This is a genomic window from Streptomyces sp. 8L, assembly GCF_020176795.1.
Lineage (GTDB): Bacteria > Actinomycetota > Actinomycetes > Streptomycetales > Streptomycetaceae > Streptomyces.
The window spans coordinates 17,994-33,558 of sequence record NZ_JAIUKE010000094.1; the positions used below are offsets into that span (position 1 = coordinate 17,994).

The window sequence follows — 15,565 nt, forward strand, 5'->3', positions numbered from 1 at the left end:
GGTAACCCTAAGTGACGCAGGGCACCGTCGATCGTGGCGCACTGTGGTTGTCATGGCGCCCGGAATTACGCAACAATGGCGTTGTGAAAAACGTCGGCGAGACTCGGGAGGCCCCCATGGGAACCCCGCAGGACGATCTGGCGACCGGTGAGCACTCCACGCGCGGCCGCGTTGCACGGTCCATCCTGGACCACGGGCCCTCGACGGTCGCCGAGCTCGCGGACCGCCTCGGCCTGACCGCCGCCGCCGTACGCCGCCATCTCGACGCACTGGTCGCCGACACCGTCGTGGAGCCCCGCGAGCAGCGGGTCTACGGCTCGCGCGGGCGCGGGCGCCCCGCGAAGGTCTTCGCCCTCACCGACTGCGGCAGGGACGCCTTCGACCAGTCGTACGACAAGCTGGCCGCCGACGCCCTGCGCTGGATCGCCACCGCCGCGGGCGGCGGCGAGAAGGGCGAGGCCGCCGTCGCCGCGTTCGCCCGCGCCAGGATCGCCGCCCAGATCGAGGCCTACCGCGGTTCCGTGGAGGCGGCCGGCCCCGCCGGCGGGGCCCGGGCCCTCGCCGACGCGCTGAGCGCCGACGGATACGCGGCCACCACCCGCGCCGCGCCGGGCGGCCAGGGCGAGCAGCTCTGCCAGCACCACTGCCCGGTCGCGCACGTCGCCGAGCAGTTCCCGCAGCTGTGCGAGGCCGAGAAAGAGGCCTTCTCCCAGCTCCTCGGCACGCATGTACAGCGGCTCGCGACCATCGCCAACGGCGACGGCGTATGCACGACCTTCGTCCCGCGGACGCCGCACGGCGCCGCCACCGACTCCGAACCCCTTACTGAACGCACAGCCGGGAGGAACCCCGCATGACGCTCCCCACGGAGACTGCCCACCCCGAACTCGAGGGTCTGGGCACGTACGAATTCGGCTGGGCCGACCCCGACACCGCCGGTGCCTCCGCCAAGCGCGGCCTCTCCGAAGAGGTCGTCCGCGACATCTCGGCGAAGAAGAACGAGCCCGAGTGGATGCTGAAGCTCCGCCTCAAGGGCCTCCGGCTGTTCGACAAGAAGCCCATGCCCAACTGGGGCTCGGACCTCTCGGGCATCGACTTCGACAACATCAAGTACTTCGTGCGCTCCACGGAGAAGCAGGCGGAGTCCTGGGACGACCTGCCCGAGGACATCAAGAACACGTACGACAAGCTCGGCATCCCCGAGGCGGAGAAGCAGCGCCTGGTCGCCGGTGTCGCCGCGCAGTACGAGTCCGAGGTCGTCTACCACCAGATCCGTGAGGACCTGGAGTCGCAGGGCGTCATCTTCCAGGACACCGACACGGCGCTGAAGGAGCACCCGGAGCTCTTCAAGGAGTACTTCGGCACCGTCATCCCCGTCGGCGACAACAAGTTCGCGTCGCTGAACTCGGCGGTGTGGTCCGGCGGGTCCTTCATCTACGTGCCGAAGGGCGTGCACGTCGACATCCCGCTCCAGGCCTACTTCCGGATCAACACGGAGAACATGGGCCAGTTCGAGCGGACGCTGATCATCGTCGACGAGGACGCCTACGTCCACTACGTGGAGGGCTGCACCGCCCCGATCTACTCCTCGGACTCGCTGCACAGCGCCGTCGTGGAGATCATCGTCAAGAAGGGCGGCCGCTGCCGCTACACGACCATTCAGAACTGGTCGAACAACGTGTACAACCTCGTCACCAAGCGGGCCGTGGCGTACGAGGGCGCGACCATGGAGTGGGTCGACGGCAACATCGGCTCCAAGGTCACGATGAAGTACCCGGCCGTCTACCTGATGGGCGAGCACGCCAAGGGCGAGACGCTCTCCATCGCGTTCGCCGGCGAGGGCCAGCACCAGGACGCGGGCGCCAAGATGGTGCACATGGCGCCCAACACGTCCTCGAACATCGTCTCCAAGTCGGTGGCGCGCGGCGGCGGCCGTACGTCCTACCGCGGCCTGATCGAGATCGGCGAGGGCGCCGAGGGCTCCAAGTCCAATGTGCTCTGCGACGCGCTGCTGGTCGACACGGTCTCCCGCTCCGACACGTACCCCTACGTGGACGTGCGCGAGGACGACGTGTCGATGGGCCACGAGGCCACCGTCTCCAAGGTCTCGGAAGACCAGCTGTTCTACCTGATGAGCCGCGGTCTGTCCGAGTTCGAGGCGATGGCGATGATCGTGCGGGGCTTCGTCGAGCCGATCGCCAAGGAACTCCCGATGGAGTACGCGCTGGAACTCAACCGGCTGATCGAGCTGCAGATGGAGGGATCGGTCGGCTGACGCCGCACCGACCCGACACCGAGACAGCACCAGAGACAGACAGAGAGAACACGACGACAGCCATGGCCGAGGCCCAGAATTCCCCCGCTCCGGCGGGTTCCACGACCACCGGCGCGATCGCGGTGGCGGCGGAGTCCACCATGGCGACGCGTATGAGCGCGCCGCCCTCCTACGACGTCGGCGACTTCCCCGTGCCGCACGGCCGGGAGGAGGAGTGGCGGTTCACCCCGCTGGAGCGCCTGCGCGGGCTCCACGACGGCACCGCCGTCGGCGACGACCGCATCCGGGTCGAGGTGACCGTGCCCGACGGGGTCACCCAGGAGACCGTGGGCCGCGACGACCCGCGCGTCGGCAAGGCCGGTGTCCCCGCGGACCGCGTCGCCGCCCAGGCGTACTCCTCGTTCGAGAAGGCGTCCGTGGTGTCGGTCCCCAAGGAGACCGTGCTCACCGAGCCGATCAGGATCAGCGTGCACGGGCAGGGCGGCACCGCCTTCGTCCACCAGGTGATCGAGCTCGGCGCGTTCGCCGAGGCCGTCGTCGTGCTCGACCACACGGGCGACGCGGTCGTCGCGGGCAACGTCGACTTCCTCGTCGGCGACGGCGCGAAGCTGACCGTCGTGTCCGTGCAGGACTGGGACGCGCGCGCCGTGCACGTGGCCCAGCACAACGCGCTCGTCGGCCGCGACGCCTCCTTCAAGTCCGTCGTCGTCACCTTCGGGGGCGACGTCGTACGGCTCCAGCCGCGCGTCGCGTACGCGGGCCCCGGCGGCGAGGCCGAGCTGTTCGGCCTGTACTTCACCGACCAGGGACAGCACCAGGAGCACCGCCTCCTGGTCGACCACAACACCCCGCACTGCAAGTCGAACGTCGCCTACAAGGGCGCGCTCCAGGGCACCGACGCGCACGCGGTGTGGATCGGCGACGTGCTGATCAGGGCCGCGGCCGAGGGCACCGACACCTACGAGATGAACCGCAACCTCGTCCTCACGGACGGCGCGCGCGTCGACTCCGTGCCGAACCTGGAGATCGAGACGGGCGAGATCGCCGGCGCGGGACACGCGTCCGCCACCGGCCGGTTCGACGACGAGCAGCTGTTCTACCTGATGGCGCGCGGCATCCCGGAGGTCGAGGCGCGCCGCCTCGTCGTCCGCGGCTTCTTCGCCGAACTCGTCCAGCAGATCGGCCTGCCGGACGTCGAGGAGCGCCTGCTCGGCAAGATCGAGACGGAGCTGGAGGCGTCCGTCTGATGGCCTTCGCCCGTGTCTGCGCCCTCAGCGAGCTCGAAGAGGACACCCCGAAACGGGTCGAGCTCGAAGGCGTCCCGGTCTCCGTCGTCCGTACGGAGGGCGAGGTGTTCGCGATCAACGACATCTGCTCGCACGCGAACGTCTCCCTCTCCGAGGGCGAGGTGGAGGACTGCCAGATCGAGTGCTGGCTGCACGGCTCCAGCTTCGACCTGCGCACCGGCAAGCCGTCCGGACTGCCCGCGACGCGCCCCGTCCCCGTATACCCCGTACAGATCCAAGGGGACGATGTGCTCGTCTCCGTCACCCAGGAGTCCTGAGTCACCCATGGCAACGCTCGAAATCAACGACCTGCACGTCACCGTCGATGCGGAAGGCGGCCCCCGCGAGATCCTCAAGGGCGTCGACCTGACCGTCAAGCAGGGCGAGACGCACGCCATCATGGGCCCCAACGGCTCCGGCAAGTCGACGCTCGCCTACTCCCTCGCGGGGCACCCCAAGTACACGGTCACCGGCGGCACCGTCACCCTCGACGGTGAGGACGTCCTCGCGATGACCGTGGACGAGCGGGCCCGCGCCGGCGTCTTCCTCGCCATGCAGTACCCGGTCGAGGTCCCCGGCGTCTCCGTCTCCAACTTCCTGCGCACCTCGGCCACGGCCGTGCGCGGCGAGGCCCCCAAGCTGCGCACCTGGGTGAAGGAGGTCAAGGAGACGATGGCGAACCTCCAGATCGACCCGGCCTTCGCCGAGCGCAACGTCAACGAGGGCTTCTCCGGCGGCGAGAAGAAGCGCCACGAGATCCTCCAGCTCGAACTGCTCAAGCCGCACATCGCGATCCTCGACGAGACGGACTCCGGCCTCGACGTGGACGCCCTGCGCATCGTGTCCGAGGGCGTCAACCGCGTCCGCGAGACCGGCCAGGTCGGCACGCTGCTGATCACCCACTACACGCGGATTCTCCGCTACATCAAGCCCGACTTCGTCCACGTCTTCGCGCAGGGCCGCATCGCCGAGTCCGGCGGAGCCGAGCTCGCCGACAAGCTGGAGAACGAGGGCTACGAGGCATATGTGAAGGGAGGCGTAACGGCGTGACACAGACGCGGGAACTGCACGGCCTGCTGGACACCGAGGCGATCCGCAAGGACTTCCCGGTCCTCGACCGGCTGGTCCACGACGACCGCAGGCTCGTGTACCTGGACAACGCCGCGACGTCGCAGACGCCACGGCAGGTCCTCGACACGATCACCGAGTACTACGAGCGGCACAACGCCAACGTCCACCGCGGCGTGCACGTCCTCGCGGAAGAGGCCACGGCGCTCTACGAGGGCGCCCGCGACAAGGTCGCGTCGTTCATCAACGCGCCGAGCCGCGACGAGGTGATCTTCACCAAGAACGCCTCGGAGTCGCTGAACCTGGTCGCCAACATGCTGGGCTGGGCCGACGAGCCCTACCGCGTGGACAGCGACACCGAGATCGTCATCACGGAGATGGAGCACCACTCCAACATCGTCCCGTGGCAGCTGCTCGCGCAGCGCACCGGCGCGAAGCTGAAGTGGTTCGGCCTCACCGACGACGGCCGCCTCGACCTGTCGGACATCGACAAGGTCATCACGGAGAAGACGAAGATCGTCTCCTTCGTGCTGGTCTCCAACATCCTCGGCACGCACAACCCGGTCGAGGAGATCGTCCGCAGGGCGCAGGAGGTCGGCGCCCTGGTGATGATCGACGCGTCGCAGGCCGCCCCGCACATGCCGCTGGACGTGCAGGCCCTCCAGGCCGACTTCGTCGCCTTCACCGGACACAAGATGCTCGGCCCGACCGGCATCGGTGTCCTGTGGGGCAGGCAGGAGCTGCTGGAGGACCTGCCGCCGTTCCTCGGCGGCGGCGAGATGATCGAGACCGTGTCGATGAACTCGTCCACGTACGCGCCCGCGCCGCACAAGTTCGAGGCCGGTACGCCGCCGATCGCGGAGGCCGTGGGCCTCGGCGCGGCCGTGGACTACCTCACGGCCATCGGCATGGACAACGTCTTCGCACACGAGCGCGCGCTGACCGCGTACGCGGTGGAGCGGCTGCTCCAGGTTCCCGACCTGCGCCTGATCGGCCCCACCACGGCCGAGGAGCGCGGCGCCGCGATCTCGTTCACGCTCGGCGACATCCACCCGCACGACGTGGGCCAGGTGCTGGACGAGCAGGGCATCGCCGTCCGGGTCGGCCACCACTGCGCGCGGCCCGTCTGCCTGCGGTACGGAATTCCCGCGACGACACGGGCGTCTTTCTATCTGTACTCCACCCCGGCCGAGGTGGACGCCTTGGTCGACGGCCTGGAGCACGTCCGCAACTTCTTCGGATAGGGGACAGGGCCGAGTCGTGAAACTGGATTCGATGTACCAGGACGTCATCCTGGACCACTACAAGCACCCCCACGGGCGCGGTCTGCGGGACGGCGACGCCGAGGTGCACCACGTCAACCCGACGTGCGGCGACGAGATCACCCTGCGCGTGCGCTACGAGGGCTCGCGCATCGCGGACGTCAGCTACGAGGGGCAGGGCTGCTCCATCAGCCAGGCCAGCGCCTCGGTGCTGAACGACCTGCTGGTCGGCAAGGACCTCGCCGACGCGCAGAAGATCCAGGGCACGTTCCTGGAGCTGATGCAGTCGAAGGGCCAGGTCGAGCCGGACGACGCGATGGAGGAGGTGCTGGAGGACGCGGTCGCGTTCGCGGGCGTCTCCAAGTACCCCGCCCGGGTGAAGTGCGCCCTGCTGAGCTGGATGGCCTGGAAGGACGCGACGGCCCAGGCCCTGGGCGAGAGCGCGCGGAAGGAGACGGCATGAGCGAGAACGAGACCCTGATGAAGCCGGCCTCGGAGGACGAGGTCCGCGAGGCGCTGTACGACGTCGTCGACCCCGAACTCGGCATCGACGTCGTCAACCTCGGGCTGATCTACGGGATGCACATCGACGACGGCAATGTCTGCACGCTCGACATGACGCTGACGTCGGCGGCCTGTCCGCTGACCGACGTGATCGAGGACCAGGCGAAGTCGGCCACCGACGGTATCGTCAACGAGCTCCGGATCAACTGGGTCTGGATGCCGCCGTGGGGCCCGGAGAAGATCACGGACGACGGGCGCGAGCAGTTGCGCGCGCTCGGCTTCAACGTCTGAGCCGTCCGAGCCGTCTGAGCCGTCTGAGCCGGCCGAGGTCTGAGCCGTCCGGGCGGACGCTCGCGGGAGTACGTCCGAAGGGCCCCGGGGTGGCGGGTGCACACCCGTCACCCCGGGGCCCTTCGCCGTGTCCCGGCCCGCACGGCGCGCACCGGCCGCCACGGGCGCGGAGGCGACCGGTTTGGCCAGGACCGGATGTTCCGCTTTAAATGAACTGTTCGAATACGGGTCGCGCGGTCCTTCCCGCGCTCCCACGGCGGGCCCACGGCCGGCGCACGGCGGGTCCCGCCGGGTGCGGGACCGGGGGGCGGCGGCGAGGCGTGAGCGGTACGGCCGCGTGCGGAGCCGGGAGAGCGAGAACGGGAGAGCGGTCATGGCGGGCTTCGGGTGGAAGCTGCACGGCGACGGCAAGCACCTGGGGCCGGGGGACATCGTCAAGCCGGGTGAGCGGCTGACCTGGGGCCGTACGGTCGGTCTCGGCGCCCAGCACGTGGTGTCCATGATCGGCGCGTGCTTCGTCGCGCCGGTGCTGATGGGTCTGGACCCGAGCCTCGCGCTGATGGCGTCCGGGGTGGCGACAGCCCTGTTCCTGCTCGCCACGCGCGGGCGCGTGCCCAGCTACCTCGGCTCGTCGCTGTCGTTCGTCGGCGTCTCGGCCGCCATCGCGGGGCAGGGCGGCGACACCGGCACCCTGACCGGCGCGATGCTGGTCGTCGGGGCGTGCCTCGCGGGCTGCGGCGTCGCCGTCCAGGTGCTCGGCGCGCGGATCATCCACGCCGTCCTGCCGCCGCCGGTGACCGGCGCCGTCGTCATGCTGATCGGCTTCAACCTGGCGCCCGTCACCGCAGGCACCTACTGGCCGCAGGACCAGTGGACCGCGCTCGCCACCATGGTCTTCACCGGTCTCGCGCTGGTCGTGCTGCGCGGCTTCTGGTCCCGCGTCGCCATCTTCCTCGGCCTCCTGTTCGGCTACGTCCTGTCCTGGGTCCTCGACCGCACCGCGGGCCGAATCCACTCGGTGAACGGCTCGGGCAAGGTCACCGACCACTGGCGCGTCGACTTCTCCGGCGTCGGCAGGGCCGACTGGATCGGCCTTCCGCACTTCCACGCGCCGAACTTCACCGGCTCGGCGATCCTGGTCGCGCTGCCCGTCCTCGTCGCCCTGCTCGCCGAGAACACCGGACACGTCAAGGCCGTCGGCGAGATGACGGGCGACACGCTCGACGACGCGATGGGCACCGCGATCGTCGCGGACGGCGCGGCGACCATGCTGTCGACCGGCTTCGGCGGGCCCGCGACCACGACATACGCGGAGAACATCGGCGTCATGGCGGCGACCCGCGTGTACTCGACGGCCGCGTACTGGGCCGCCGCCTGCTTCGCCCTGCTGTTCGGCCTCTGCCCGAAGTTCGGCGCCGTCGTCGCCGCGATCCCGGGCGGAGTGCTCGGCGGCATCACCGTCATCCTCTACGGCATGATCGGCCTGCTCGGCGCGCAGATCTGGGTCCGCAACAAGGTCGACTTCTCGCAGCCGCTGAACCTGGTCCCGGCCGCGACCGGAGTGATCATCGGTGTGGGTGGTGTCTCGCTGAAGATCACCGGCAGCTTCGTGCTCAGCGGCATCGCGCTCGGCACCCTGGTCGTCCTCGTCTCCTACCACGGCCTGCGCTGGCTGTCGAAGACGGCGGGCACACCCCAGCCGCCGCTGCTGGACGGCGGGACGGTGGAGTACGACGCGGGCCCGGACGGCGGGTCCCGCGAGCCGGACGTCCCGGCCCCGGGGGAGCGCGGCGGACCCGCGGCGCCCTGACCGGCTCCGCTGCCCCTTCCGCGGGTGCGTTCCGGGACGGCCAGGCGGTGTGTACGGCCGTACACAGTCGTGTGTACGCTCGTACGCATGGGTTACCTCCTGCTCGCCGGGGCCATCGCGGCGGAGATCGCCGCCACCACCGCGATGAAGTTCAGCGAGGGCTTCACCCGGCTGTGGCCCTCGCTGATCACGCTCTGCGGCTACGTGCTCTCGTACGCCCTGCTCTCGCAGACGCTCAAGTCCCTGTCCATAGGCACCGCTTACGCGATCTGGGCGGGCGCGGGGACGGCCGTCATCGCCGCGCTCGGCATGGCGTTCCTGCACGAGCCCGCGAGCCCGGTTCGGCTCGCGGGCATCGCCCTGGTTATCGTCGGTGTCGTGGTCCTCAACCTCGGCGGAAGCCGTTCATGACACGTCGCTACGACCCCGGCAGGCGGCAGCGCATCATCGACGCCGCGATCCGGGTCGTCGGCCGCTCGGGCATCGCGGGGCTCAGCCACCGCACGGTCGCCGCCGAGGCCGACGTGCCGCTCGGCTCCACCACGTACCACTTCGCCTCGCTCGACGAACTGCTGACCGCCGCGCTGCGCCAGGCCAACGAGGGGTTCGCCACGCTGCTGCGGGAGAGCGGCCCGCTCGCCGGCCCGGACGGGGACGTCGCGGCCGTACTGGCGCGGCTCGTCGGCGAGTGGCTCGGCGGGGACCGCACCGGCGTCGAGCTGGAGTACGAGCTGTACCTGGCGGCGCTGCGCAGACCGGCCCTGCGGCCCGTCGCCGCCGAGTGGACCGACGCCGTCGCCGAGATCCTCTCCGCGCGCACCGACCCCACCACGGCCCGCGCCCTCGTCGCGCTCCTCGACGGCATCTGCCTGCAAGTGCTGCTGACCGGCGGGGAGTACGACGAGGAGTACGCGCGGGAGCTGCTCGCCCGCGTCCTGCTCCTCTCGGCCCGGCCCGCCGCCGGGTAGGTTGGCCGCGTGAACACGCCCGTACCGCCCGACCCCGAGCCGCGGCGCGATCCGCTCGCGGCCGGCGACCCGGGCCCCGAGATCACCTACGCCGAGTGCCGCCAGTGCGGCACCCTCATCGCGGGGCTCGACGGCCGCTACAGCTGCGGCGTCTGCGGCTGGGTCAACCACCACTCCGAAGGGCACGGACCGCTCCCGCCCGCCGAGGACGACCGCCACCGCACCCCAGGCGGGGACGCCAACCGGCTGGGCTGAGGCCCGGCGGCCGGGCCGGGCCGGTTCGCTCCGGGGGAGCGGGTGCCGATAGGTTTTCGGTATGACCGATACGACCTCACGCCCCGCCGGCGCGGCCGCCGCCGGCCTCGCCACCGTCGCCGCGGACGGCACCGTACTCGACACCTGGTTCCCCGCTCCCGAACTCGTGGGCGAGCCGGGCCCCGCGGGCACCGAACGCCTCTCCGCCGAGCGCGCGGTGGAACTGCTCGGCGACGCGGCAGGGCGCGCCGTCGGCCCCCACCCGCGCCGCGGCGTGGAGGTCGTCGCCGTCCGTACGGTCATCTCCTCGCTGGACGAGAAGCCGATCGACGCGCACGACGTCTACCTGCGCCTGCACCTGCTCAGCCACCGGCTCGTGGCGCCGCACGGCCAGAGCCTCGACGGCATCTTCGGCCTGCTGGCCAACGTCGCCTGGACCTCGCTCGGCCCGGTCGCCGTGGACACCCTGGAGACCGTGCGCCTCAACGCGCGCGCCGAGGGGCTGCACCTCCAGGTGGTCTCCGTCGACAAGTTCCCGCGCATGACGGACTACGTGGCCCCGAAGGGCGTCAGGATCGCCGACGCCGACCGGGTCAGGCTCGGCGCGCACCTCGCCGCGGGCACCACGGTGATGCACGAGGGCTTCGTCAACTACAACGCCGGCACCCTCGGCACGTCGATGGTCGAGGGCCGCATCTCGCAGGGCGTCGTGCTCGGCGACGGCTCCGACATCGGCGGCGGCGCCTCCACCATGGGCACGCTGTCGGGCGGCGGCAAGGAGCGCATCGTCATCGGCGAGCGGTGCCTGATCGGCGCCGAGGCCGGCGTCGGCATCGCGCTCGGCGACGAGTGCGTGGTCGAGGCGGGCCTGTACGTCACGGCGGGCACGCGCGTCACGCTGCCCGACGGCCAGGTCGTCAAGGCGCGCGAGCTGTCCGGCGCGAGCAACATCCTCTTCCGCCGCAACTCCGAGACGGGCCGCGTCGAGGCGCGCCCCAACAACGCGGTCTGGGACGGCCTCAACGACGTCCTGCACGCCCACAACTGACGGCGCCCGTCCCCGGCACGCCGCGCCGCGGTACGCGCCGGTTGACCTCAAGCGCGCTCAAGGTCGGAGCATGGCAGGGCAGGCGCACCCCGCGCCTCGCGGAACGGGAGAGGACCCGCCATGTCCATGTCCGTACCTGCGGCGATCGGGACCGTGCCCGACGTCGTACGCTCCGGGACCGGCGTCGCCACGCTCACCACGTGGCGCGTCGGCACCCCGGAACGCCAGCGCGAGGCGGTCGCCGCCGTCACCGCGGCCTGGCGCGACCGCCCGTGGCCCGACGAGGGCCTGGCGGGCTACGCCGTCTTGGTCGGCGAGGACGGCGACACCCTCCGCCACTACGTGCGGTGGAGCGACGAGGCGGCCCCCGCGTACTACCGGGACTCGGCGGCGGCGGGCCGGGCCGCGCGCACCGCGGAGGTCGACGCCGCCGTCCCCGGCATCGAACGGCTCGGCGGCGGCACGTACGTACCGCACCTGAGCCTCGGGCCGGCCCCCGGCGCGCCGGAACCGGGCTGCGTGGTGCTCGTGGAGGTGGAGTTCGACGGGCCGGACCCCGGCCGCGCCCGGGAGTGGATCGCCGCGGTCGAGGACGCTCTGCGCACCACCCCGGTGCCCGCGCCCGGCGGTGTCTCCGCGCACTTCCATGTCTCCCCGGACGGCCGCCGGGTCCTCAACCTCGCCGAGTGGGAGAGCGCGCGAGCGCATCGCGCGGCGCTGGCGGCGCCCGGGGAGGGCGTGGGGTCCCCGACCCCGCAGTGGCGGCGCGTCCGGCGCGTCCACGGGTCCCCCGGCGTCGCGGGCAGCACCGTGACGCGCTACGCGCCGGGTGTGGTCCTCGTCCCCGGCGCGTAGCGGACCGGCGGCGCCCCGCGCCGTCTCACGGCTGGAAGCGCAGCACCTGCGGGTCGTGGTCGCTGTCCTGCTGGGCGAACTCCGCGTTGATGTGCACGCTGTCGTACTGGAAGCCGGTGACCGACGGCGTGGTCAGGATGTGGTCGAGCGTCTGGGTGTTGCCGTTGTAGACGTACGTGTAGCGCTCCGGCACCGGCAGGGAGTCGATGTCGTCGTTCAGGACGCCGCCCTTCGTCAGGGCCGCGAGGGTGCCGGAGAACTGGAAGTCGTTGAGGTCGCCGAGGACCACGGCCTCCGCGTTCTTGTCCACCGCGCGGAGGTCCTTGACGAACGTGTTGACGGCCTGGGCCTGCGCCGCGCGCTGCGGCTCCGAGGAGCGGGCGGGCGGCTGGTGCTGCGAGGTCAGCGACTCGTCGCCGCCCTTCGAGATGAAGTGGTTGGAGACCACGAAGACCTTCTTGCCCCGGAAGGTGAACTCCCCGGCCAGCGGCTTGCGGCTGTCGTCCCACGCCGGGTTCGCGGGGTCGATCCGCCCGGGCGAGAGGGTCAGGTCGGGGCCGTCCTGGCCGGACACGACCTGCGTGCCGGTGGTGGCGTCCGCGGTGCCGCGGTCCACGAAGGAGACGCGGGCGGGGTTGTAGAGGAAGACGTTGCGGATGTTGCCGCCGGGCTCGCCGCCGTCCTTGTCGTTCTCCGGGTCGACCGAGCGCCAGGCGTACGCGGGGCCGCCGGCCGCGGTGATCGCGTCGATTAACTTCCGCACGGTCTCGGTCGCGGAGACGGTGCCGTCGTCCGTCGCGCCGTTGTTGTCCTGGATCTCCTCCAGGGAGACGATGTCGGGCGACGAGAGGTTCGTGACCACGGCGGACGCCAGCGAGTCGAACTTCGACTGCGGGTCCGTCGGGGCGAGGTTCTCCACGTTGTAGGTGGCGACGGCGAGCTGCTTCTTCTTCTGCTTCGCCGTGACCTCCCGCTTCAGGCCCTTGTCGACCACGGTGCCGAGCCTGCCCGCGACGATCGTGTAGCCGCCGAACTGGTTGAAGTCCAGCGGGCCCTGCGTGGTGCCCTTGAGCTGGTCGCCCACATTGGCGGTGGGGAAGGCCCGGTCGGCGGTGGACGCCTGCTGCTGGATCTGGACGCGGCCAGTGTTCTGCTCGTCGTACGAGCCGTAGACCGTACCGCCGCGCCGGTCCGCGTCCTCCGACGGCTTGACCGTCACCCACAGCTCGTCGTACGCGTCGGTGGCGCCCACGACGCGCGTGTTCGCGACGCTGACGTTCATGCCCTCGAGGGACTCGAAGTAGTCGAGGGCGTAGGTCTTGGGCTTCAGCTTCAGCCCGTTGATGGACCCGCCGGTGTCCGCCGTGCCGGCCGGGGCGTACGCGGCGGGCACGGACTTCGCGGTGATCTTCACCGGCGCGGGCAGCGGGTTGCCGGACGAGACGACCGTCACTTTCGCGTTCGAGGAGGTCAGCTCGGTCTCCGACTGCTCGCCGGTGGCGGCGCCGCCCGGCACGTACTCGCTGACGGTGCCCGTGGCCCTGACGCTGTCGCCCGGCTTCACCGTGGGAGCGGAGCCGGTGTAGACGAACAGGCCCTCGCTGGTGGCCGGGTTGTCGTCCGGGTCGGGGTCCTGGAACCAGAAGCCCTTGGAGCTGCCGTAGGCCCGTACGCCGGTGACGATGCCGGGGACGTCCGCCACGGGCGACCCGACGAGCGGGGAGATCCGGGTGGTCCCCTGGATGCCGTGGATACGGACGTCGGCGGCGGAGGCCGGTCCCGCGGCGACGATCAGGCCGCCCGCGAGGGCGAGCGACACGAGGGCCGGGACGGCGGCCGTTCTCGGCAGGGAAGAAGGCATCAGGAAACTCCGAAGGTGGAAGGCGGCGGCGGAGGCGGAGATGGCGCGTCTACGCGCGTCAATCTCCGCTCTGGCCCCGGAACGTGTCAAGAGTGCGTGGATGTACGGGGGTTGTCGGCGGGGTGAATCCCCGGTCGGACGTTCGCCGGCGGGCCCGGGCCCGTACGCCTGTCCGTTCCGGGGCCGTCGCGCCCGCTCGGGTGTACGGAGGGCATACGGACGTGTGCCGCGCCGCCCGGGCCGCCCGCGACCCGTGCGCCGCGGGGGACACGCGCGGTTACGCTGGGGAACGCCGTCCGCAGAAGGCTGGGGCGCGCAGCCGTCCACCGAGGAGTGAACCGTCAGATGTCCGTGCCCGCAGACCGCATGACCCTGCCGCCGGTGCGGCTGCCCTCGGAGGCCGAACTCGCGCGCGAGGCGCTCGCCGCCCCGCTGGTCGCCCGCGCGGTGCGGCTCGCCCGCTGGGCCGGCGCCGAGACCCGGGTCGACGTGGCCGGCGAACTCGCCGAGGACCAGTTGGAGGAGGCCGCCCGGATCATCGGCCTGGGCACCGGGGCGGACTCGGGCGCGGGCGCCGAGGACGCGGCGGGCGACGGGGAGCACCACGCGGCCGAGGCGTGGCGCCTGGCGCTGGACACGGGCCTCGTGGAGGTGGCTCTGCCCGACGACGACGATGAAGCCGACGGAGTCACGGTCGACGAGGCCGGCGCCGTCGCGGACGTGGTGCACGCCGGCTGCGTCTCGCCGGGCGAGCAGCTGAAGCTGCTGACCTCCGGCAGCCCCCAGGAGGTGCTCGCCCTCTGGCTCGACATGCTCGACGTGGTCCTGGCCGACGCCGCGGCACCCGCCCTGGACGAGACGTCGCCCGCCCTGCGCGAGGACGGCGGGTTCGACTTCGACGCGCTGGAGTGGGACCCGGAGGCGGAGCTGGAGTTCCTCGACGGCGTCCTCGGGAACCTGTACCAGCTCACCGTCAGGGACGACAGCACCGCCGAGCGCGGCGCGGCCCCCGTGCCGCTGCCCGCGCTCGCGGCGTCGGTGATCGTCCCCGAGGACATGGACGAGCCGACCGACGACATCCTGGAGCAGGTCTCGGAGGCGATGATCCGCCTCGACGACCAGTTCCGGGTGCTGGAGCCGGCCGGCCTCGTCGCATACACCCCCGTCGACGAGGCGCTCATGGAGGACGTCGAGGAGCCCGACGACACACCGCTGAGCGAGGACGACGTGTCCCGCTACGGCCTCGTCACGCTGACTCCGCTCGGGCTGTACGGCCTCAGGTCCCGGATGGTGGAGGCGGGCGTGGACGCCCCGCTCGTCGGCGACCTCGCGCAGCGGGACGCGCGCGGCCTGTTCGACGGCATCGCGCACTACCCGGAGTGGTCCGCCCGCGAGGAGACGGAGCGGTGGCTCGCGCCGCGAGGCACGGCCGAGGCGGCGTCGGAACTGCTGGACGCCGCGCGCGGCACCGACGAGGGCGCGCCCCTGCGCCGCCTCAACTGCCAGCAGGCGCTGGCCCTGATCGGCGCCCCGGCCGAGCCCGCGGTGCGCGAGGTGCTCGACGACCCCGAACTCGGCGGCCTGGCCCGCGTCTGGCTGGCGGAGCTGGGCACGGGCAGCCCGGTCCCGCCGCCGTCGGCGGACATGGTGTTCTGGCTGACGATCGACACGATCGCGGCGCAGCTCGATGTGGAGGGTGAGCCCGACGAGCTCCAGGAGCTGGTCGAGGGCCTGGTCGGCCGGCACGCGGGCTTCTTCGACGAGGCGTGGCGGGTGAACCACCCGGCGACCGCGGACGTGCTGGAGGCCATCGGCCGGCTGCACCCGGACCGCGCGCTGGCGAAGGAGGCCAGGAAGGCAGCCTTCCGCGCGCGCTCACGCGGCGACGCGTAGGGAGCGCCCGCGAAGCCGCGCCGGGCGTGACGTCGCGGACACCGTCCGGCGGCACGGGCAACCGGCGCGGGGGCGGGGGGGGGGGGGGCCCCCCCGGGGGGGGGCGGGGGCCCCGGGGCCCCCCCCCCCCCGCCCGCCCGCGCCCCGGCGTAAAAGCCGGTATTGGGGGCAACCCAACCCCCCGCGGGA

Annotated in this window: 16 protein-coding genes; 15 read left to right on the forward strand and 1 reads right to left on the reverse strand. The window is 71.7% G+C overall.

Going from position 1 to position 15,565, the window contains the following annotated elements:
* The first annotated feature begins 83 nt into the window (after window positions 1–83).
* From LCE31_RS10085 to LCE31_RS10150, 14 genes are all read left to right on the forward strand, one after another.
* On the forward strand, window positions 84–857 hold the full coding sequence (locus tag LCE31_RS10085) for a helix-turn-helix transcriptional regulator (protein WP_225013818.1): 774 nt from the start codon (window positions 84–86) through the stop codon (window positions 855–857).
* Window positions 854–2,275, forward strand: coding sequence for a Fe-S cluster assembly protein SufB (gene sufB / locus LCE31_RS10090; protein ID WP_225013819.1), 1,422 nt, complete (start codon window positions 854–856; stop codon window positions 2,273–2,275). Before LCE31_RS10085 ends, sufB begins: the two co-directional genes overlap by 4 nt.
* A 62-nt stretch (window positions 2,276–2,337) precedes the next feature.
* Window positions 2,338–3,522 carry a Fe-S cluster assembly protein SufD gene (sufD, locus tag LCE31_RS10095; protein WP_225013820.1) on the forward strand — a complete coding sequence of 395 codons (1,185 nt, stop codon included), beginning with the start codon at window positions 2,338–2,340 and terminating at the stop codon, window positions 3,520–3,522.
* The gene (locus LCE31_RS10100) at window positions 3,522–3,839 is read left to right on the forward strand and encodes a bifunctional 3-phenylpropionate/cinnamic acid dioxygenase ferredoxin subunit (protein WP_225013821.1); all 318 of its coding nucleotides are present in this window, start codon (window positions 3,522–3,524) and stop codon (window positions 3,837–3,839) included. Before sufD ends, LCE31_RS10100 begins: the two co-directional genes overlap by 1 nt.
* A gap of 7 nt (window positions 3,840–3,846) precedes the next feature.
* Window positions 3,847–4,611: a Fe-S cluster assembly ATPase SufC gene (sufC, locus tag LCE31_RS10105; RefSeq protein ID WP_225013822.1), complete on the forward strand. Its 765-nt coding sequence runs from the start codon at window positions 3,847–3,849 to the stop codon at window positions 4,609–4,611.
* Window positions 4,608–5,873: a cysteine desulfurase gene (locus LCE31_RS10110; RefSeq protein ID WP_308042235.1), complete on the forward strand. Its 1,266-nt coding sequence runs from the start codon at window positions 4,608–4,610 to the stop codon at window positions 5,871–5,873. The genes sufC and LCE31_RS10110 overlap by 4 nt, the downstream gene beginning before the upstream one ends.
* A gap of 16 nt (window positions 5,874–5,889) precedes the next feature.
* A complete protein-coding gene (sufU, locus tag LCE31_RS10115) occupies window positions 5,890–6,354 on the forward strand; it encodes a Fe-S cluster assembly sulfur transfer protein SufU (protein WP_225013823.1) in 465 nt (154 codons plus the stop codon).
* Window positions 6,351–6,686, forward strand: coding sequence for a metal-sulfur cluster assembly factor (locus LCE31_RS10120; protein ID WP_225013824.1), 336 nt, complete (start codon window positions 6,351–6,353; stop codon window positions 6,684–6,686). Before sufU ends, LCE31_RS10120 begins: the two co-directional genes overlap by 4 nt.
* 373 nt (window positions 6,687–7,059) lie before the next feature.
* Window positions 7,060–8,496 (forward strand): uracil-xanthine permease family protein, encoded by a 1,437-nt coding sequence (locus tag LCE31_RS10125; protein WP_225013825.1) that lies wholly within the window; start codon window positions 7,060–7,062, stop codon window positions 8,494–8,496.
* An 87-nt stretch (window positions 8,497–8,583) separates the two neighbouring features.
* Window positions 8,584–8,907, forward strand: coding sequence for a DMT family transporter (locus LCE31_RS10130; protein WP_225013826.1), 324 nt, complete (start codon window positions 8,584–8,586; stop codon window positions 8,905–8,907).
* Window positions 8,904–9,464, forward strand: a complete 561-nt coding sequence (locus LCE31_RS10135; protein WP_225013827.1) for a TetR/AcrR family transcriptional regulator — start codon at window positions 8,904–8,906, stop codon at window positions 9,462–9,464. Before LCE31_RS10130 ends, LCE31_RS10135 begins: the two co-directional genes overlap by 4 nt.
* Window positions 9,465–9,473: 9 nt before the next feature.
* The gene (locus tag LCE31_RS10140; RefSeq protein WP_225013828.1) at window positions 9,474–9,719 is read left to right on the forward strand and encodes a hypothetical protein; all 246 of its coding nucleotides are present in this window, start codon (window positions 9,474–9,476) and stop codon (window positions 9,717–9,719) included.
* Window positions 9,720–9,780: 61 nt separating this feature from the next.
* Complete coding sequence (gene dapD / locus LCE31_RS10145; RefSeq protein WP_225013829.1) at window positions 9,781–10,767, forward strand: 2,3,4,5-tetrahydropyridine-2,6-dicarboxylate N-succinyltransferase; 987 nt, start codon at window positions 9,781–9,783, stop codon at window positions 10,765–10,767.
* Between the two features lie 120 nt (window positions 10,768–10,887).
* Window positions 10,888–11,622, forward strand: a complete 735-nt coding sequence (locus LCE31_RS10150; RefSeq protein WP_225013830.1) for an antibiotic biosynthesis monooxygenase — start codon at window positions 10,888–10,890, stop codon at window positions 11,620–11,622.
* 25 nt (window positions 11,623–11,647) lie between these two features.
* On the opposite strand, the gene LCE31_RS10155 is transcribed toward LCE31_RS10150, so the two are convergent.
* A complete protein-coding gene (locus LCE31_RS10155; RefSeq protein WP_225013831.1) occupies window positions 11,648–13,483 on the reverse strand; it encodes an endonuclease/exonuclease/phosphatase family protein in 1,836 nt (611 codons plus the stop codon).
* 351 nt (window positions 13,484–13,834) lie between these two features.
* Here LCE31_RS10155 and LCE31_RS10160 point away from each other — a divergent pair, with 351 nt between their 5' ends.
* The gene (locus LCE31_RS10160) at window positions 13,835–15,376 is read left to right on the forward strand and encodes a hypothetical protein (protein ID WP_225013837.1); all 1,542 of its coding nucleotides are present in this window, start codon (window positions 13,835–13,837) and stop codon (window positions 15,374–15,376) included.
* The last annotated feature ends 189 nt before the right edge of the window (window positions 15,377–15,565 follow it).